The sequence below is a fragment of the Ruegeria arenilitoris genome, assembly GCF_013035315.1.
GTDB lineage: Bacteria > Pseudomonadota > Alphaproteobacteria > Rhodobacterales > Rhodobacteraceae > Ruegeria > Ruegeria arenilitoris_D.
Map to the genome: position 1 here is coordinate 224,423 of NZ_WQHP01000006.1, position 17,055 is coordinate 241,477.

Annotated in this window: 18 protein-coding genes; 9 read left to right on the forward strand and 9 right to left on the reverse strand. The window is 58.9% G+C overall.

Annotated features, from left to right (window positions below):
- Positions 1 to 65: 65 nt before the first annotated feature.
- Both GOV53_RS14935 and GOV53_RS14940 read right to left on the reverse strand, forming a co-directional pair.
- Positions 66 to 767, reverse strand: coding sequence for a winged helix-turn-helix domain-containing protein (locus GOV53_RS14935; RefSeq protein ID WP_170467886.1), 702 nt, complete (start codon positions 765 to 767; stop codon positions 66 to 68).
- A complete protein-coding gene (locus GOV53_RS14940; RefSeq protein WP_170427518.1) occupies positions 739 to 1,023 on the reverse strand; it encodes a hypothetical protein in 285 nt (94 codons plus the stop codon). The genes GOV53_RS14935 and GOV53_RS14940 overlap by 29 nt, the downstream gene beginning before the upstream one ends.
- A 177-nt stretch (positions 1,024 to 1,200) precedes the next feature.
- Between GOV53_RS14940 and GOV53_RS14945 the strand changes: the two genes are divergently transcribed.
- From GOV53_RS14945 to GOV53_RS14960, 4 genes are all read left to right on the forward strand, one after another.
- On the forward strand, positions 1,201 to 1,668 hold the full coding sequence (locus tag GOV53_RS14945; protein WP_170467888.1) for a hypothetical protein: 468 nt from the start codon (positions 1,201 to 1,203) through the stop codon (positions 1,666 to 1,668).
- 110 nt (positions 1,669 to 1,778) lie between these two features.
- Complete coding sequence (locus GOV53_RS14950) at positions 1,779 to 2,396, forward strand: ribonuclease HII (protein ID WP_170467890.1); 618 nt, start codon at positions 1,779 to 1,781, stop codon at positions 2,394 to 2,396.
- Between the two features lie 107 nt (positions 2,397 to 2,503).
- Complete coding sequence (locus tag GOV53_RS14955) at positions 2,504 to 3,604, forward strand: site-specific DNA-methyltransferase (protein WP_170467892.1); 1,101 nt, start codon at positions 2,504 to 2,506, stop codon at positions 3,602 to 3,604.
- Positions 3,605 to 3,748: 144 nt separating this feature from the next.
- Positions 3,749 to 5,131 (forward strand): adenylate/guanylate cyclase domain-containing protein, encoded by a 1,383-nt coding sequence (locus GOV53_RS14960; protein ID WP_170467894.1) that lies wholly within the window; start codon positions 3,749 to 3,751, stop codon positions 5,129 to 5,131.
- A 78-nt stretch (positions 5,132 to 5,209) separates the two neighbouring features.
- Here the strand turns inward: GOV53_RS14960 and GOV53_RS14965 are convergent, their stop codons facing one another.
- Positions 5,210 to 6,346 (reverse strand): alkane 1-monooxygenase, encoded by a 1,137-nt coding sequence (locus GOV53_RS14965; protein ID WP_170467896.1) that lies wholly within the window; start codon positions 6,344 to 6,346, stop codon positions 5,210 to 5,212.
- Between the two features lie 58 nt (positions 6,347 to 6,404).
- Positions 6,405 to 7,460: an A/G-specific adenine glycosylase gene (mutY, locus tag GOV53_RS14970; RefSeq protein WP_170467898.1), complete on the reverse strand. Its 1,056-nt coding sequence runs from the start codon at positions 7,458 to 7,460 to the stop codon at positions 6,405 to 6,407.
- Between the two features lie 81 nt (positions 7,461 to 7,541).
- On the opposite strand from mutY, the gene GOV53_RS14975 reads away from it, so the two are divergent.
- Together GOV53_RS14975 and GOV53_RS14980 are read left to right on the forward strand one after the other, a co-directional pair.
- Positions 7,542 to 8,048: a DUF721 domain-containing protein gene (locus GOV53_RS14975; protein WP_170427499.1), complete on the forward strand. Its 507-nt coding sequence runs from the start codon at positions 7,542 to 7,544 to the stop codon at positions 8,046 to 8,048.
- Between the two features lie 14 nt (positions 8,049 to 8,062).
- Positions 8,063 to 8,725, forward strand: a complete 663-nt coding sequence (locus GOV53_RS14980; RefSeq protein ID WP_170467900.1) for a DsbA family protein — start codon at positions 8,063 to 8,065, stop codon at positions 8,723 to 8,725.
- A 35-nt stretch (positions 8,726 to 8,760) separates the two neighbouring features.
- On the opposite strand, the gene lpxK is transcribed toward GOV53_RS14980, so the two are convergent.
- From lpxK to GOV53_RS15000, 4 genes are read right to left on the reverse strand one after another with little or no spacing between them, the layout of a single operon-like run.
- Positions 8,761 to 9,762, reverse strand: coding sequence for a tetraacyldisaccharide 4'-kinase (lpxK, locus tag GOV53_RS14985; protein WP_170467902.1), 1,002 nt, complete (start codon positions 9,760 to 9,762; stop codon positions 8,761 to 8,763).
- On the reverse strand, positions 9,749 to 10,984 hold the full coding sequence (locus GOV53_RS14990; RefSeq protein ID WP_170467904.1) for a 3-deoxy-D-manno-octulosonic acid transferase: 1,236 nt from the start codon (positions 10,982 to 10,984) through the stop codon (positions 9,749 to 9,751). Before GOV53_RS14990 ends, lpxK begins: the two co-directional genes overlap by 14 nt.
- Positions 10,981 to 11,781, reverse strand: a complete 801-nt coding sequence (locus GOV53_RS14995) for an inositol monophosphatase family protein (protein ID WP_170467906.1) — start codon at positions 11,779 to 11,781, stop codon at positions 10,981 to 10,983. Before GOV53_RS14995 ends, GOV53_RS14990 begins: the two co-directional genes overlap by 4 nt.
- Positions 11,768 to 13,114, reverse strand: a complete 1,347-nt coding sequence (locus GOV53_RS15000; protein WP_170467908.1) for a TldD/PmbA family protein — start codon at positions 13,112 to 13,114, stop codon at positions 11,768 to 11,770. Before GOV53_RS15000 ends, GOV53_RS14995 begins: the two co-directional genes overlap by 14 nt.
- 211 nt (positions 13,115 to 13,325) lie before the next feature.
- On the opposite strand from GOV53_RS15000, the gene GOV53_RS15005 reads away from it, so the two are divergent.
- Entirely contained in the window at positions 13,326 to 14,006 is a 681-nt protein-coding gene (locus GOV53_RS15005; RefSeq protein ID WP_170467910.1) for an FkbM family methyltransferase, read from the forward strand.
- A gap of 38 nt (positions 14,007 to 14,044) precedes the next feature.
- On the opposite strand, the gene GOV53_RS15010 is transcribed toward GOV53_RS15005, so the two are convergent.
- Entirely contained in the window at positions 14,045 to 15,568 is a 1,524-nt protein-coding gene (locus tag GOV53_RS15010) for a DUF2125 domain-containing protein (RefSeq protein ID WP_170467912.1), read from the reverse strand.
- 138 nt (positions 15,569 to 15,706) lie between these two features.
- On the opposite strand from GOV53_RS15010, the gene GOV53_RS15015 reads away from it, so the two are divergent.
- Entirely contained in the window at positions 15,707 to 16,450 is a 744-nt protein-coding gene (locus GOV53_RS15015) for an SDR family oxidoreductase (protein WP_170467914.1), read from the forward strand.
- A complete protein-coding gene (locus GOV53_RS15020) occupies positions 16,447 to 17,055 on the forward strand; it encodes an enoyl-CoA hydratase/isomerase family protein (protein ID WP_170467916.1) in 609 nt (202 codons plus the stop codon). Before GOV53_RS15015 ends, GOV53_RS15020 begins: the two co-directional genes overlap by 4 nt.

Consider the following 17,055-nt stretch of genomic DNA (forward strand, 5'->3'; position numbering starts at 1 on the left):
GAAGCGCGGTTTTCCAAGAGGTGATCCCGGCATTTTTACTGCACATCAGCTGTGCAATCGTAAGCTCAGACCATCTGGATCACATCTTTTTCGATGGACAGCATATAGCCCTTCTTTGCGATGTTCTTGACCAACAACTCGCTGACCATCTGATTGCCCAAGGCGTCCCGCAGCCGTTTGATCCGGGTCGCGCCAGCGGCCTCGTCGCAATCGGCGGCGCTTTTGCCTGAGATCATCGCTTCGATCTGAGCGCCGGACAGGACCTCGTCATCCAGTCGGGATTCGGCCAGAACCGACAGCGTTTCCATGGCGGCCGGGGTCAGCTTGAAATCCATGTTGTTCAGATAGACGGTGTTTTCCTCGCGGCTGATCAGCAGCGATGTCACCTGAATCCCGGTGCGTTCGATCTGCGCCATCCGGCGGTTCAGCAAGACAAGCATCACCAGAAACACCAATGCTGCCACAAGCATCGCGCTGGCAAAGACCAGCAGCACGTAGATCACCATACGATAGCTCGCCAGTGTATCGGCGAAGGCGGTGCCCGACTGCGCCAGGATCTCAAGCAGGCGAATCTCGGTCTGCGAAGTCAGGTCGCTTTCGACAAACAGCCGCTCTACCCGCGCGTTGAAGGCGTTGGCGTCCGGCAAGGTCCAGAACAGAAAGGCGGCGGCTGTGATCAGGATGAAGACGATGGCCGCGATACCTGCGCCGACCAGCCGTGTGCCAGATCGCCGCGTATCAGTAACGGAGATAGAATTGTCCGGCATTGGCCTTCCTTTTATCCAATCCTTCCGGCCCGAAAACGGACATGACGTTCAGCAAGGTCCAACCCGACGCGCTGAGGCGTTGTGAGACCTCTTGCTGGGCTTGGCCTTTGTCGCAGGCCGACACCTGCATCACGCCGTAGTGCAGCCGCAGCGGATTGTCCTGCTTGGCCTTGTAATCCGCATAGCATTCGGCCGCAGCCGCGGTGCCAAGCGATATCAGGGCCGCAATGGCCAGAGAAGAGAGGATCGGTTTCATAGGCTGCATCCTGCGCATGGGTTCGCCGGATATTCAATAACCCAAGGGGTTTGAGGGGGCTGATATTGGATAACACCGGCCCGTTATTGCTTGTCTGAGGGGGGCAGACCCAATGTTGGTGCATCACGTTTGCGGTCTGTGTCGGATCGCCCCTAAACACCAGGAAGGACACGCATCATGCACCGGAAGTTCATCGCTCTTGTCGTTGCCACCGCAATCACCATCACCGGCGTCTCGGCCTCGCAGGCGCGGGCTGCGGATGCCAAAGACATCCTTGGTGGGCTTGCTGCCATCGCGATCATTGGCGCGGGCGTTCACTACTATAACAAGGAACAGCGCAAGCAGCGGGCGTCGCGCCAACAGACCTATACGCAGCAGCCTTATGTCGCGCAGCCCAGCTATCCGGTGCGGCCGCTGCCGCGAAATGTTGCGCGCTATGACCTGCCGCAGCAATGTCTGCGCAACTACAATGCGTATTCGAACAATCAACCGCTTCTGGCGCCGAATTGCCTCAAAAAGCATTACAAACACGCCAATAGCCTGCCGCAAGAGTGCAAGGTCGGTTTCTGGAATGGCAAAGAGGTGAAGCGGGCATACGAACCTGCATGCCTGCGCCAGCAAGGATACCGCGTCGTTTACAAGTAATCACTTTCGAGCAGGAGCGGTGCCACAGAAGCGCCGCGCGGGAGAGGGCGGCGCAAGCCGTCCTCGCTTTTTGTCTTGCGGTTGGGCGGGAAACGCGGTTTTCGGTAGGTATGACAAACCCGGACTATTCGATTGAGCAGGCTGCAGTGGCGCAGGGGTATCTGCGTGTGGCCGGTGTGGATGAAGTGGGTCGCGGGCCTTTGGCCGGACCCGTGGTTGCGGCGGCCGTGATTCTGAACCCCGAGGACATTCCAGAGGGGCTGAATGACTCCAAGAAACTAACAGCCAAACGGCGCGGCGCATTGGACGTCGCCATTCGCGAACGGGCCGAGTTCGCGATAGCAGAGGCTTCGGTGGCTGAGATCGACGAACACAACATCTTGCGCGCGTCGCATTTGGCGATGGAACGCGCGGTTGCCGCATTGGACCCTCAGCCGGACTATCTGTTGATCGACGGAAACATGATTCCGCGCGGTTTGACGATCCCGGCGCAGGCGGTTGTCAAAGGGGACGCGCATTCAGTGTCGATTGCGGCGGCTTCGATCATCGCAAAAAACTGGCGCGATCAACTGATGGTGGATTTGGCGCAACAGCATCCCGGCTATGGATGGGAGAAGAACGCAGGCTATCCGTCGAAACAACACAGAGAAGCGCTGCAAAATCTCGGTGTAACCCCACATCATAGGCGTTCCTTCAAGCCGGTACACAACATCTTGTATCAAGAGTAAATCGTAAGTCGCTGATTCAAAAAAGAAATTGACGGCGAATCGACTTTGACTCATCCTTGTCTCAACCAAATGAGCGCAAAAGCGCCGTGGATACTTGAGGCAGTACAATGACAACAACCACCAAAAAGGGCGCAAAAGCGCTCCCTTTAAACACGATTCTATCCGGGGACTGCATCGATGTGATGAACAGTCTGCCCGAGGCGTCGGTTGACCTGATTTTCGCGGATCCTCCTTATAATCTGCAACTCAAAGGTCAGTTGCACCGCCCAGATAACAGCCAGGTGGACGCGGTCGATGATCACTGGGACCAGTTCTCAAGCTTTGGGGCCTATGATCAGTTCACCCGTGAATGGCTAAAGGCCGCGCATCGCCTGTTGAAGCCGAATGGCGCAATCTGGGTGATTGGTTCTTACCACAACATCTTCCGTGTGGGTTCGGTCTTGCAGGATGCCGGGTACTGGATTCTGAACGACGTCGTGTGGCGCAAATCCAACCCGATGCCGAACTTCCGCGGCAAGCGCTTTACCAACGCACATGAGACAATGATCTGGGCGTCCAAGCGTGAAGGTGCCAAATATACCTTCAACTACGAAGCTCTGAAGGCGCTGAACGAAGGCGTGCAGATGCGCAGTGACTGGGTGCTGCCGATCTGCACCGGCCATGAGCGCCTCAAGGATGAAAATGGCGACAAGGCGCATCCGACGCAAAAGCCGGAATCGCTGCTACACCGCGTCCTGATCGGCTCGACCAACCCCGGTGACGTGATCCTTGATCCGTTCTTCGGCACAGGCACGACCGGTGCCGTTGCCAAAATGCTGGGACGCGAGTTCATCGGGATTGAGCGCGAGGAAAGCTATCGCAAGGTGGCCGAAAAGCGCATCGCCAAGGTCCGTAAGTTTGATCGCGAAGCGCTGGAAGTCAGCGCCAGCAAACGCGCCGAGCCGCGCGTACCCTTTGGCCAACTGGTCGAACGCGGCATGCTGCGCCCGGGTGAAGAACTTTATTCCATGAACCAGCGCCACAAGGCCAAGGTTCGTGCGGACGGCACGCTGGTTGGCGATAACGTCAAAGGCTCGATCCATCAGGTGGGCGCACATCTGGAAAATGCGCCGTCCTGCAACGGCTGGACCTACTGGTGCTTTAAACGCGATGGCAAGACAGTGCCTATCGACGTTCTGCGCCAGCAAATCCGGGCCGAGATGAACTGAATTCACGAACACCGCCGGTGCCTGTGGCCTGACACAAGGCACTAAGCCTTGCCCCGCCGATCACGGCGGGGTCTTTTGTTTTGTTGCCCTCCCGGTTCCGATATGAGAGTCCTGATCCTGCTGCGCACGGAAGGAGCCTCGGCAATGTCGGAAACCACAGCCAGCGAATCTCGTCTTGAACGGTTCTCAATCACCAAGCCGGATGTGTACGATCTGGATAACAAGTACACAGAGGCCGCGCTGGAACGGCACAAGCGCGAAGGGCTGGAACTGGCCGTCCGCGCACGCTGGATCGCGATGGGCCTGACAGGCATCCTGCTGATCTTCCTGAACCCGCAATGGGAGGTGCTGTGGTATCACTTCATCCTACTGTTGATCTGCGCGAATGGCTGGTTGATCCAGCGCGCCGGTCGGGTGGGACAGTCTCGGATCGAGCTGTTGCTGATCTTCGTGGACCTGCTGATCATGACGCTGGGGATGATCGTACCGAACCCGTTTAGCGATGACGTGCGGCCACTGGCCATGCAATACCGGTTCGATAACTTCCAGTATTTCTTCATCATTCTGGCGGCGGGAACGCTGGCCTATTCCTGGAGCACGGTCGTCGCCATCGGGTCATGGACCGTGATGATGTGGACCGCGGGCTGGGTGATCGCATGGTGGGTGGCAACGCCGATCCCCGGCATCAGCGAGCGTGTGGCAGACGCCTTGGTGGGCTATCCGGATGTCGCGGAATGGCTGAACCCCAACAGTTTCATGCCAGAGCTGCGCATTCAGCAGGTCATAGTCTTTATGATGGTTGCCGTGACGCTTGGCATTTCGATGCGTCGGCTCAACCGGTTGTTGATGACCAATGCGGGGTTGGAGAGAGAGCGGGCGAACCTGTCGCGGTATTTCTCGCCGAATGTTGTGGACGAGCTAAGCCAGAATGACGAACCGCTAAAACAGATACGCAAGGAAAACATAGCTGTTCTGTTCATCGATATCGTGGGTTTCACCAAGTTCGCGGCAGGGCGTGATCCGTATGAAGTGATCGAAGTTTTGCGAGGTTTCCACGCCCGCATGGAGACCGAGGTGTTCCGCCATCATGGCACTTTGGACAAATACCTCGGTGACGGGCTGATGGCCACGTTTGGTACGCCGGTTCCGACGCCGCTGGACGCAAGCAACGCGGTGGCTTGCGCACGCGATATGGTCACGGTGATCGACCGCTGGAACCTTGAGCGGCGGCGGGCGGGTGAGCCCGAGATTCAGGTTGGGATCGGTGTGCACTATGGGCCGGTGGTGCTGGGCGACATTGGGGCGAACCGGTTGGAATTTGCAGTAATCGGCGACGCGGTAAATGTCTCGGCCAAGCTTGAGGCGTTGACGCGCGATCTTGGAGTGCGGGTGGTCCTGAGCGATGCGGTGCGCGTGCAGGTTATCGAGGAAGGCAACAACATTGCCGAGCAGACCGTCGGTTTCGTGAAACACGAAAATCAACCTGTCCGCGGGGTTCAACAACCAATGGATATTTGGGTGCAATAAGGGCTCCCGCCGGTGTGCCGCGCATCAAAAATGCGCGTCCTCCCGTTGGGCCGTGTAGCGCGTTGGCACGCGCTGCGGTCAGGCGCGTGGCAATGGGTTGAGCGATTTGTTGTACGGCTTCCAATCGGTGACTTCGGGGTAGTACTGACGTCGCCATGCCCGAACGCGGGGGTTCATGACGCGCCGCCACAGCGGCGGGATCATCGCCGCGACGGTCATCACCGGGTATCCATAGGGTAACTGAGGTGCCGCGTCCTGAGAATGATGTTGCAGCAGGGGAAAGCGCCGGTTCGGTTTGTAGTGGTGGTCGGAATGGCGTTGCAGGTTGATCAGCAGCCAGTTTGAGGCTTTCTGCGACGCGTTCCACGAATGGCGGGGCTGAACGTGCTCATACTTGCCATCGCCAAGATGTTTGCGGGTCAGGCCATAATGTTCGACGTAGTTGACCAGCTCCAGCTGCCATATGGCGACACCAGCCTGAAGCAGGAACAAAGCGATGCCAGACCATCCTCCGACCATGAAAGCAAGCGCGAGCATGCCCACTTGCAGGAACCAATACCGCCAGAATGGGTTTGTAGGGTCGGTCCAAGGGCGTTGCTTGCGCGCAAGTTTGTCTTTTTCCGCTCGAAACGCGGAAACGAGACATTGCAAGAGCACCCTCGGGTAAAATCTGTGGAACCCTTCGTTGTACCGCGCGGTAACGGGGTCGCGTGGCGTGCCGACATAGCGGTGGTGCACCAACAGGTGTTCCGACCGGAAGTGCGAATACAGCACCATCGCCAGCAGGATGTCACCAAGCCAGCGTTCGAACCGACCTTTTTGGTGCATCAGCTCGTGGCTGTAGTTGATCCCGATTGTGCCCGAGATCACACCCATTCCAAAGAAGAGGCCTATTTTGGCCAGAACAGACAGATGATCAGTATGTGTCGCGTACCAGATCAGCCCGAAAAGCGTGAAAAACTGAACCGGCACCCAAACGTTTGTCAGCAGGATGTACCATTTCAGAACGCCGTCTGGCGTGTCTGGGTCGGCATTTTCAAGGTTCAGGCCCGTCAATCGATCCAAAACCGCAAAAGCCCACCAGGTCGATAACGGCACGAGCAACACCCACCAGCCGCCTGCAAATGCGGTGACCCAAATCAACGGGATCAACAGGAAGGACACCCAGAACGGCGAGGCTTCTTGCCAGCGAGACAGACTGTCTGATGCGATCATTTAGCGCTCCGAACCACTGTGGTCAGATTAGACCCGGCTCGCATTCTGGCACAATGGGTTACGTCACGCGCCAGAGGTCATACGCCTTGCGCATCACTGTGGGAAGGTCACTGGGGCGGAACGCGTGTTTGTCGATGATTACCCAGTTATTATGCTTCTGATCGGCTGGAAGACTGGCCGTCCAGATGCATAGGATCAGATGAAAATGGGTAAAGGTATGACGCACCTCACCTGACAACAGTTGCCAATCCGTTGCGAAGGGCGGGGCTTCGACCGGGGCCTCAGACCACTCGGATCCCGGCCAGCCCAGCATTCCGCCTAGCAGGCCTTTGTCCGGGCGGCGTTCCAGCAGAAAGGCTCCGTCACTGCTTTGGGCAATATAGACATGGCCGTAGCGGGTGGGTTTGGGCTTTTTTGGGGTCTTGCGCGGTAGTTCGGCTTGGGTGCCGTTTACGCGCGCCGCGCAGGGATCGCGGAGCGGGCAGATACCGCAGGCCGGGGATTTCGGCGTGCAGATCGTGGCCCCAAGATCCATCACCGCCTGCGCATAATCTCCGGGGCGAAGACCGGGCGTCAACGCGGCGGCCTTGTCCTTGAGCAGCGGTTTTGAGCCGGGCAGCGGGCCGTGGATGTTGTAAAGACGCGCCATCACCCGTTCGACATTGCCGTCCAACACGGTTTCGGGCCGATCAAAAGCAATGGCCGAAATCGCGGCGGCGGTATAGGGGCCGACCCCCGGCAGTTTCAGCAATTCGTCGTAGGTGTTGGGGAATTGTCCACCGTAGTCTTCGGCCACGACTCGGGCACATTTCAGCAGGTTCCGGGCGCGGGCGTAATAGCCCAGACCGGCCCATTCCCCCATGACCTGATCATCCGGGGCTGCGGCCAGCGCCTCGACCGTGGGCCAGCGTGTGGTGAACCGCATGAAATAGTCCCGCACGGCAGCAACAGTGGTCTGCTGTAGCATGACCTCCGACAGCCAGATTCGATAGGGGTCGGGCGTCACTCCGGCCGCCCGATCTGCCGGGCCAACACGCCAGGGCATCTCGCGGGCGTGGCGGTCGTACCAGTGCAGCAGCGTGCCGCTCACGTCGAATTCAGCAGAGTCACGCAAGTTTTATCTATCTCCCTGTCGGGTTTCGCTGGCGCCCGTTGTCATGCCCTTTACAATAGCGGCGCAGGAGTTGGAAACCAGATGCAGCGCAGACGTTCTTCGACCCGCGGGTTCAAACGCACCGCGACATTGCTGAACGACCAGATCAGGCGCGCCGGTGAAAGCCGGGGTTTCGCCGTGTCGCGCTTGTTGACTCATTGGGCCGAGATTGTGGGGCAGGATATGGCCGCCATCGCGCGACCCGTGAATGTGGGCTATGGCAAGGGCGGAATCGGTGCGACGCTAACCGTGCTGACCACTGGCCCGCAGGCCCCGATGCTGGAAATGCAAAAGGAGCAGCTGCGCGGCAAGGTAAACGCGGTTTATGGCTATAACGCCATCAGCCGGGTGCGCATCACACAGACCGCTCCGACAGGATTTGCCGAGGGGCAGGCCAGTTTCGACCACAAGCCGAAACAAGCAAAACCCAAGATCGAACCAGAGATCGAAGCCGAGGCGAACCGGACGGCGCAAGATGTCACAGATGGTGATTTGCGCGCCGCCCTTGAACGTCTGGGCCGTAACGTTTTATCCAAGCAAAAACGCTGAGAAAGGGCTGAGACATGAGCCGTATTGCAACCGGAATTTGTGCGGCCGTCGCCGTGGCCGCAGGCGGCTATTGGCTGTCGCTGTCGAATTCCAACACGAGCTATCCGCTGATCAGCAGCGCCGAGGCGCAAGAGGCCGATCTGGACACCTCTACCATCGTTGAGATGACGCTAGGCGCCGAAGACGCACCGGTCGAAATCATCGAGTATGCCTCCTATACCTGTCCCCATTGCGCGAACTTCCACAACGGGGCGTTCAAGCAACTGAAAAAAGACTTCATCGACACGGGCAAAGTGAAGTTCGTCTATCGCGAAGTCTATTTTGACCGCTATGGCCTGTGGGCTTCGATGGTGGCGCGGTGCGACGGTCCGGATAAGTTCTTTGGCATCTCGGACCTGATCTATCAGGGGCAATCCGAATGGACCCAGGCCGGTGGCCCGGCCGAGATCGTTGACGAACTGCGCAAGATCGGGCGTCTGGCCGGGATCGACAACGACAAGCTTGAAGCCTGTCTGCAGGACGGTACTCGGGCGCAGACACTGGTGGCGTGGTATCAGGAAAACGCAGAGCGTGATGGCGTTCAGGCAACCCCGTCCTTTGTTGTTAACGGCAAGAAAGTCGAAAATCAGTCCTACGATGACTTCAAGGCGCTGATCGAAAACGAGTTGGGCAGCTAACAGCCTGCGTGACCGGCTCGTGATGGGCCGGTCACCTATTTCGGTGCTGGGGCGACCTGTAGCAGCATCTGCTTGACCTCATCTGCGGCCTCAATTTTCAGACGTACCGGTAGCGTGATGACCTTGCTGCGAAACGCGGCGGGCAAGCGCACGGCATCTTTTTCCGTCGTGACCATCTGCGCGCCTAACAGCCGCGCCTCATTTTCCAGCCGGGTCATCAGAGCTGGAGTAAGGGGCTGGTGATCGTCCAGCGCTTCGGCCCGCAACAAAGTGGCTCCTTGCTGGCGCAGGGTCTGAAAGAATTTCTCAGGATGGCCGATGCCTGCAAAGGCCAGAACGGGCGTATCGCTCCAGTCCATGCCGGTTTGCAAAGGCTCAACCGCGCCGGTCGCGTGAGGGACCGGCAGGTGCTGGCCCCAACGTTCAGCGAATTGGGCCTGCGCGCCGGAATCGCCCAGCGACAAGACCAGATCGGCGCGCTGTAGACCGACATCGACCGGTTCGCGCAGAGGACCCGCAGGCAGGCACAAGCCGTTTCCAAATCCGCGCGCTGCATCCACCACGATGACCGAGAAATCCTTGGCCACCGAAGGGTTCTGGAACCCGTCATCCAATACGATGACCGTCGCTCCGGCCTCGGCTGCTGCCCTTGCGCCGGCAGCGCGGTCCTTGGCCACCCAGACATCGGCAAAAGCGGCCAGCAATAGCGGCTCATCGCCCACCTGCGCGGCAGTGTGTTTGCGCGGGTCCACAAGGACTGGCCCTTCAAGCGAACCGCCGTGGCCGCGGGTCACAACATGCGTATCATGCCAGGCATCGCGCAATTGCTCGATCATCCAGATCACGGTCGGTGTCTTGCCTGTACCGCCCGCGTTCAGATTGCCGATGCAAATAACAGGAACGCCAGGCTTCACGCCTGCCTCGGAAGCGACCCGGCGGGCAGTAGCCCCAGCATAGAGTCGCCCGAGCGGCGACAAAATCCGCGCGCGAAAATCCAGCTTGTCCGGCGCTGTGTTCCAGAAATCAGGTGCTCGCATCGTCGCCGCTCCGCTGATCCAGATAGTCCTGCACCAAATCGATCAGGTGATCCGCTTGCGGGGCACCTTCAGTCACGATCTGCCACCCGGCTAAGGCCATGTTGGCGGCCTGATCCGGTGCCAAAAGCTCGACCACGGCATCACCAAGTTCGGTGGCGGTTCTGACAGAGCGCGCCGCGCCCGCCCTGTCCAGTTGATCGTAAAGCTGTTGTTGGCCGTGTACAAACGGCCCGTGAATTACCGCCGACCCAAGCGCCGTTGCGACCAGTGGGTCCGCCCCCGCGGCGCCGCGCTCCAGAGACGTGCCCATGAAAGTGACAGGGGATACCCGTTGCCACAGCCCCAGATCCTCTGGCGCGGCGGACAGGATCACTTGTGTCATGTCCTCGATCAAACCGCTTACGTCCCAATTGGTGCAGCGCAGGTCCATTGTCTCAAGGCGGCGGTGCAGCGGTTCGGCTTCGGTGATGTCCGCAACGTGCAACACCAACGCCAGCCGCGGCAGCATGCGCATCGCCTGCCTGTGCGCGCTGAGGACCGAGATGAACTCTTTGTCCTGCACCCATGCCGCCAGCCATACGGGTCGGCCAGACAAGGCATGGTTCACTTCGATCAGTTCATCCTCGGGCCAGGGCCGCGGATTGGGGCTGATGTGCAGGGGTGGGGCTTCTTTCACTTTGGTCGAAGCGATGCCCAGCCTGCGTATCTGGCGTGCGCTTTCCGGGGTCGAGCAGACAATCGTGCGGAAACAATCAATCGTGTATCGGGTGATGTCCGGTAGCCAGCGCCCGCCCCGCGCGATGCGGACATCTGCTTCTGCTTCGATCAGGATCAGGGGGATGCCGCGCTCTTCGGCACGTGTGATGACATTCGGCATCAGGCCGCCACCGACCCACATTCCGACATCCGGTCGCCAGTGGTCCAGAAACGCGCGTGCGGCCCCGGTCTGTTCGGTCGGCAGATTGACCAGGGGATACCCACTATTGGCCCAGCGGGACAGGTCTGCGTCAGGTGGCGCTGTCAGAACGATCGACAATGTCGGGCGCGCCTGCTGAAGCCGCTGGCAAAAATCAATAATGGCCCGATGCCGCGCATGGGAGTTGATGTGCAGCCACAGAACCTCGCCCTCGGGTCGCGGTATGTCCCGATAGTTGGCGGCATTCTGCATACCCCAGGACAGCACGCGATAGGCGGCAAGACTTAATGAGCGTGGCTTGCTCATGTGACGATTCCAGGGCTTTCCGGTTCGAGTTGCTCTGACAGTAGCCCAAAAACTTCTGATCCCGCAGCGATCACACCGTTAAGTCGTGGGTGCGGGTTGTTGAACCGCAACGGTTGCCCCATGCGATCCGAGCATAAGCCGCTGGCCTCGCGGATAATCAGATCACCGGCGGCGATGTCCCATTCCCAACTGGGCCGGAGCGTCATCATCCCGTCGAACCGTCCTTGCGCTACCAGCGCCATGCGATAGGCCAGCGAGGGGCGATAATTTCGCTTGAACTCAGGCACTTGCCCCTGACGCCAATGGCGAGGTTGCAAATTCGGTTTCGCGGCCAGAACCTCGGCGGTTTCAAGCGTGTTGATCGCGCTGACCCGGATCGTTTCTCCGTTCAGCGTTGCCCCCTGACCCTTGGCCGCTGCATACAGCAGGTCGCGTCGCGGCAGATAAATGACCGCCGCCGTGACTTCGCCCCGGTCCGCGATGGCCAGAGAATGCGCCCAGGTTCGCGATCCTTCGGCAAAGCTGCGGGTGCCGTCTATCGGATCAATGATGAACACACGATCTCTGGAAAGCCGGTCCGCGGAGTCTTCGGTCTCTTCGCTCAGCCAGCCATAGCCCGGTCGTGCGGCGGACAGCTTTTGCTCCAGCATTGCGTTCACGGCCAGATCAGCCTCGGTCACGGGACCGGCACCGTCGGGTTTGTCCCAACGCTGCGCGGTGCTGCCGGAATACCGTGTGGCGATCTTTCCCGCCTCAACAGCGGCCTCTGTCAGCAGGTGCAGGTCAGTTGCCGGCAAGTGTCATTCCTTCGATCAGGACCGAGGGCACCACGCGGGACAGAAATGTTCGTGCATCATTGGCGGGGATCATACGTTTCAGCATGTCGCGGAGGTTCCCCGCGATGGTGCATTCGTTGACCGGATGCGTGATCTCTCCGTTCTCGACCCAGAACCCCGAAGCGCCGCGCGAGTAGTCGCCGGTATTGGGGTTAATCGTCGATCCGATCATCGAGGTGACCAGCAGTCCTGTGCCCATGTCTCTCAGCAGATCGGCCCGGCTGCTTTCGCCTTGTGTCAGGCTCAGGTTCCAGTTGCTGGGCGACGGCGGCCCGGATACGCCGCGCGCCGCGTTACCGGTCGAAGCCATGTCCAGCTTGCGCCCGCTGGACAGGTCCAACGTCCAGCCGGTCAGTACGCCATTTTCGACGATCGCCCTGCGCTGCGTCGGCAGGCCCTCTGCATCAAACGGGCGCGAGCCCGAAATGCGCGGACGGTGCGGGTCTTCGATCAGTGACAGATTTTCGGGCAGCACCTGCTCGCCCAGACTGTCTTTCAACCAAGAGGCACCGCGGGCAATGGCCGCGCCGTTGCTGGCCGCAAGCAGATGGCCGATCAGCGAGGACGAGATACGTTCGTCAAACAGAACGGGGAAAGTCCCCGTCGCCGGTTTCTGCGCGCCGACCAAAGCAACGGCACGTTCGCCTGCGCTCTGGCCAATTTCGTCTGCGCTGCGCAAGTCGCTTTGGAAGGTACGGCTGTCACCGTCATAATCCCGCTCCATCCCAGTTCCTTCGCCCGAAATGGCAACGCACGAGGTCGAACGGCTGCTGCGGGCATAGCCGCCGGAAAAGCCGTTCGTCGCGGCCAGATGGACCCGGTGTGTGCCATAAGCCGCTGCAGCATCCGAGACTTGTGACACGCCTTGAACAGCCAGAGCCGCAGATTCAGCGGTCAAAGCGTCCTGCATCAAAGCGTGTGCCGAAGGTTCAGGGGTCGGATCAAACTGTTCCAGTGCGTCGATGTCCCAGCCCTTGGCCAGCTGCTCGGGGTCGGCGAGGCCAGTGAAGGGGTCTTCGGGCGCTTCGCTGGCCATGGCAACCGCACGTTGCGCCATCGCCATCAGCGTTTCGGGGCGGCTGTCCGAGCTTGAGACGATTGCCTGACGTTTTCCCAGAAAGACGCGAAGCCCCAGATCGGTGCCCTCGGAACGCTCCGCATGCTCCAGCGCGCCACCGCGCACTTCGACCGAAACCGACGTGCCATCCAAGACGATCGCATCCGCAGCTTCGGCCCCGGCTTTGCGGGCCGCGTCCAGCAATTCATGGCTGATTTCTTCGGGTGTGCGGGTCATGAGGCCTCCGGTATGGTTGCATTTGACCTAGCCTTCCACTTGGCGTCTCGCAAGGGCTACCGGGTAAAGCAATCGCTTTGGTTTTGGCTCAATCTGCAAAATCCCGGCATTTGGCTTCAATACAAGGTTCCTTGATTGAGGTTTTTCGATGCATGTTCAATAAAGTCAGGGTTCCTTGATTTTGAGGCAACGCGAACGAGCAGTGACCAATATGCTAGAAAATCTAAGCCTGCGCGGCGTTGAGATACCCGACGATCCGCAGATCATTACCCAGAAAGTCAAACGATCCATCCTTGCCGAGCGTTACGAAAAGGACGAGGTAAATGGGCTGCCAAAGTTCATCGACCCCAAAGACAGGGTTGTGGAACTTGGGGCAGGGATAGGCTTTGTTTCATCATTTCTTGTCACGCAATTGGGTGTGCGTCACGTCATGTGCGTCGAAGCCAACCCGGTCCTGTGCGACTTTATCGGCCGTGTGCATACGGCCAATGACATCTCTGGTGTGAACGTCCTGAATGCCGTCGCACGGACCGATGGTCACGAAACTGGAACCGCCAAGTTCTATGTGCGTGAACCGTTTTGGTCGTCTTCTTTGGATCAGTCGCCGGACTACGTGAAAGAGATCGGCGTTCCCGAATATCAATTGTCAGATTTGTTGAGCGATTTCGACGCTAATGTTCTGATCGTCGACATTGAAGGGGGCGAGGCGCATCTTTTCGATGGGGCAGACCTTGCGAACGTGCAGAAAGTCTATCTTGAGGTTCATACGCGCAAGATAGGAATGCGCGGGATCAAAAAGTGTTTTGATGATTTGTCGGCGCTTGGATTTGCATATGACCAGCGCGTCAGCTGTGGCGGCTCGGTCTTGTTTCGACGCGTCCGAGGCCGCTAGCGAGGGTTAGGAAGGCAGCAACACGCCTTCCCTTAACGTTACTTGATGCGTTGGCCGTTCGCCTTGATCTGACCGTCCGCGGTGAATTCGATTTCCGACTTCAGCGTGTCTGGCGCGTCACCTGGCACCGCCATCAGGCCCATCATCATCCGGGCGCCCATTGCGTCGCTATCGGATACCAGACCCATACCGATCAGCTTGTCGATCAAAGCGTTGGCTCCGACCAGTGTCAGCTTGGCTACGCCTGTCGGCGTGGGCATGCCATCAAACTCTTCGGTGTTTGTGTTGTCGAAGGTGAAATCGCCTTCACCGGTCAGTTTCGCTCCGACCAAAGAGACGAGCAATTCATTGATCTTGAGCGAGTGCAGTTCGCCTGGTTCCAAGTCCGACGCATCCAGTTCTTCAACTGCGGCCGGGTCAAAGATGTTCATCAACACTTTGGCGGTTCCGGTTGTGTCCAGCGCAATCGTCGCCGGGTCGCGCGGCAGGGCCTCTGCCGGGTCAAACATGCTCCACAGGACATCCGACATGGTGAAATCGGTCAGGTTCATCGCAAACCCAAACGGTTGAATCTCTTCGGATTTCTGCACTGGGATTTCAAATTTGAGCCCTGCGCTTTCCATCGCGATTTCAATCGGGAACGGCAGATCGGCTGTCGTCACAGCGACTTTCGAGCTGTTTTGTTCGATATCATAGGCAAGACGCTGGGCGTCGATGCTGGCACCAAACTTGCCACCTTTGGATTCGCTGCCGACCGAGAATGCCTCGCCTTCGCTGGTACCGGCCATTGCCGTCTGGCCGGAGCCATAGGTGAACAGACCCGAGAATGAGAAACCTGCTTCGTATAAGGCCTCGGGATTCGTGATGTCGAAATCAGAGGGGATAACGTTTGTGCCTTCAAACGCCAGATCGCTCATCGAACCGTCGATCTTTCCAGTATCGTCGCTTTCCGGATCCTGGAAAGCCAGATCGTATGTCATGCCAGCCGCGGTAAAGGTCTGGTCGATGTCACGGTTTTCGCCAATCTTCATGCGAGAACTGCCGGACAGATCGGTCATTCCAACATTTACGGCAAGCGCATCACCGGGCATTTCTTCGCCGTCTACGGTCACGCCGTTTAGTTTGATACCCAGCGTGTCCGCCGAATAATCATAGGTCATGTCCTCTTTCGAGCCGGAAACGACCATAGTCATACCCGTCTGCGAATAGTCGATATTGACCGCGAACTCTTCACCCTCGCCTTCGCCGGATACGGTCATCGGGAAATTCTCGGGGAAGCCGATATTGACCGTACCGTCGCCGTTTTCCGTCAATGTCATTTCAGGAACGACCATGCGGAAGGTTGCGCCCTCTTCCGGGATGTCCATCGAGACGGTCATGTCTGCAATTGTAGTGACATTGCCCGCAACGGTTTCGTTCCCAGAAACGGTGTAACCCATCTGGCCCAGATAGGCTTTCCAGTCATTCCAGACATCCTGTGAGGTCAGATCGGCGAGAGCGCCTTGAGTGATAACGGCATAAGCCAAAACAGCACCGCAGCTGCGGCGAAGGAAAACGGACATTACAGTACCCTTCTAGATAAATTTGCCGGCATCGTCGTGTTTGTGGACCCGGGCGTCAAGGGGCAAGGACTGGACCATTTCCCCATTGACGGGGTAGAGATTCACACAATTTCAAGCCGATGGAGGTAAAGGAACCAAATGCAGGGAAAAACCGTACTGATAACTGGGGCCAGCCGGGGCATCGGAGCTGAGGCCGGGCGCGAATTTGCCGCAGCCGGAGCGAACGTGGCGCTGGTCGCCCGCAGCCAGGATCAGATCGATGCGCTGGCCGCCGCACTGGGTGAAAACGCAATCGCATTGCAATGCGACGTCAGCGATTTTGCGCAGGTGGAACAGGCGGTCGCGGATTGCGTTGACCGCTTTGGCGGGCTGGACGTTCTGATTGGGAATGCTGGTGTCATTGATCCAATCTTTCATCTGTCAAACGCCGATGTCGCGGCCTGGGACAAGGCGATCGACATCAACCTCAAGGGCGTTTTCTACGGAATGCGTGCGGCGCTGCCCGTTATGCGCGCCGCGGGCGGCGGCACGATCCTGACCGTGTCATCCGGCGCGGCGTCGAACCCGGTTGAGGCGTGGAGCCACTATTGCGCTTCGAAAGCCGGGGCGAAGATGCTGACGGAATGTCTGCACCTCGAAGAGGCGATCCACGGCATCCGCGCCATGGGCCTGTCTCCGGGCACCGTGGCGACCGAAATGCAGCGTGTCATCAAGGCCAGCGGCATCAACGCGGTCAGCCAATTGGACTGGAGTGACCATATCCCGGCCGATTGGCCCGCGAAGGCGCTGTTGTGGATGTGCACCGCGGATGCGGACGAGTTTCTGGGCACCGAAATCTCGCTGCGCCGCGAGGACATACGACAAAGGGTTGGACTGACGTGATCGAACTGAACAAAGAAGACGGGTTGTGGATCGTCACACTGAACAATCCCGATAAGGCCAATGCCCTGACCGGCGCGATGTTGACTGAATTGGCTGAGATTGCCGAGTCCGCAACCGAGGCGCGCGCGCTGATCCTAACCGGGGCGGGCAGCGTGTTCAGCGCTGGCGCTGATCTAGCAGAGGCGCGCACTGGGCTAGCGACCTCGGACGTGTGGGAGCGATTGTCCGGCGCGATCGCGGCCTTGCCCTGTCTGACGGTTGCCGCGTTGAATGGAACCCTTGCAGGCGGAGCCAACGGAATGGTGCTGGCCTGCGACCTTCGCATCGCGGTCCCATCGGCCAAGTTCTTCTATCCCGTTATGAAGTTGGGGTTCTTGCCGCAACCCTCTGATCCTGCGCGCATGGCGGCTCTGATCGGTCCGGCCCGTACCAAGATGATCCTAATGGCGGGGCAAAAGATCACGGCGGATGAGGCTTATGCTTTTGGATTGGTAGACCGCGTTGTGGCCCCTGATGAATTGATGCAGACGGCCCGTGATCTGGTCGCCGACAGCATCGTTGCCGATCCCAAGATCGCGGCTGGTATCGCCGGGCTTTGCGCATGA

Excerpts from the sequence above, each read along its gene's own strand:
- GOV53_RS14935 (WP_170467886.1), bottom strand. The coding sequence starts at position 767 with ATGCCGGACAATTCTATCTCCGTTACTGATACGCGGCGATCTGGCACA.
- GOV53_RS14940 (WP_170427518.1), bottom strand. The coding sequence starts at position 1,023 with ATGAAACCGATCCTCTCTTCTCTGGCCATTGCGGCCCTGATATCGCTT.
- GOV53_RS14945 (WP_170467888.1), top strand. The coding sequence starts at position 1,201 with ATGCACCGGAAGTTCATCGCTCTTGTCGTTGCCACCGCAATCACCATC.
- GOV53_RS14950 (WP_170467890.1), top strand. The coding sequence starts at position 1,779 with ATGACAAACCCGGACTATTCGATTGAGCAGGCTGCAGTGGCGCAGGGG.
- GOV53_RS14955 (WP_170467892.1), top strand. The coding sequence starts at position 2,504 with ATGACAACAACCACCAAAAAGGGCGCAAAAGCGCTCCCTTTAAACACG.
- GOV53_RS14960 (WP_170467894.1), top strand. The coding sequence starts at position 3,749 with ATGTCGGAAACCACAGCCAGCGAATCTCGTCTTGAACGGTTCTCAATC.
- GOV53_RS14965 (WP_170467896.1), bottom strand. The coding sequence starts at position 6,346 with ATGATCGCATCAGACAGTCTGTCTCGCTGGCAAGAAGCCTCGCCGTTC.
- GOV53_RS14975 (WP_170427499.1), top strand. The coding sequence starts at position 7,542 with ATGCAGCGCAGACGTTCTTCGACCCGCGGGTTCAAACGCACCGCGACA.
- GOV53_RS14980 (WP_170467900.1), top strand. The coding sequence starts at position 8,063 with ATGAGCCGTATTGCAACCGGAATTTGTGCGGCCGTCGCCGTGGCCGCA.
- lpxK (WP_170467902.1), bottom strand. The coding sequence starts at position 9,762 with ATGCGAGCACCTGATTTCTGGAACACAGCGCCGGACAAGCTGGATTTT.
- GOV53_RS14990 (WP_170467904.1), bottom strand. The coding sequence starts at position 10,984 with ATGAGCAAGCCACGCTCATTAAGTCTTGCCGCCTATCGCGTGCTGTCC.
- GOV53_RS15000 (WP_170467908.1), bottom strand. The coding sequence starts at position 13,114 with ATGACCCGCACACCCGAAGAAATCAGCCATGAATTGCTGGACGCGGCC.
- GOV53_RS15005 (WP_170467910.1), top strand. The coding sequence starts at position 13,326 with ATGCTAGAAAATCTAAGCCTGCGCGGCGTTGAGATACCCGACGATCCG.
- GOV53_RS15010 (WP_170467912.1), bottom strand. The coding sequence starts at position 15,568 with ATGTCCGTTTTCCTTCGCCGCAGCTGCGGTGCTGTTTTGGCTTATGCC.
- GOV53_RS15015 (WP_170467914.1), top strand. The coding sequence starts at position 15,707 with ATGCAGGGAAAAACCGTACTGATAACTGGGGCCAGCCGGGGCATCGGA.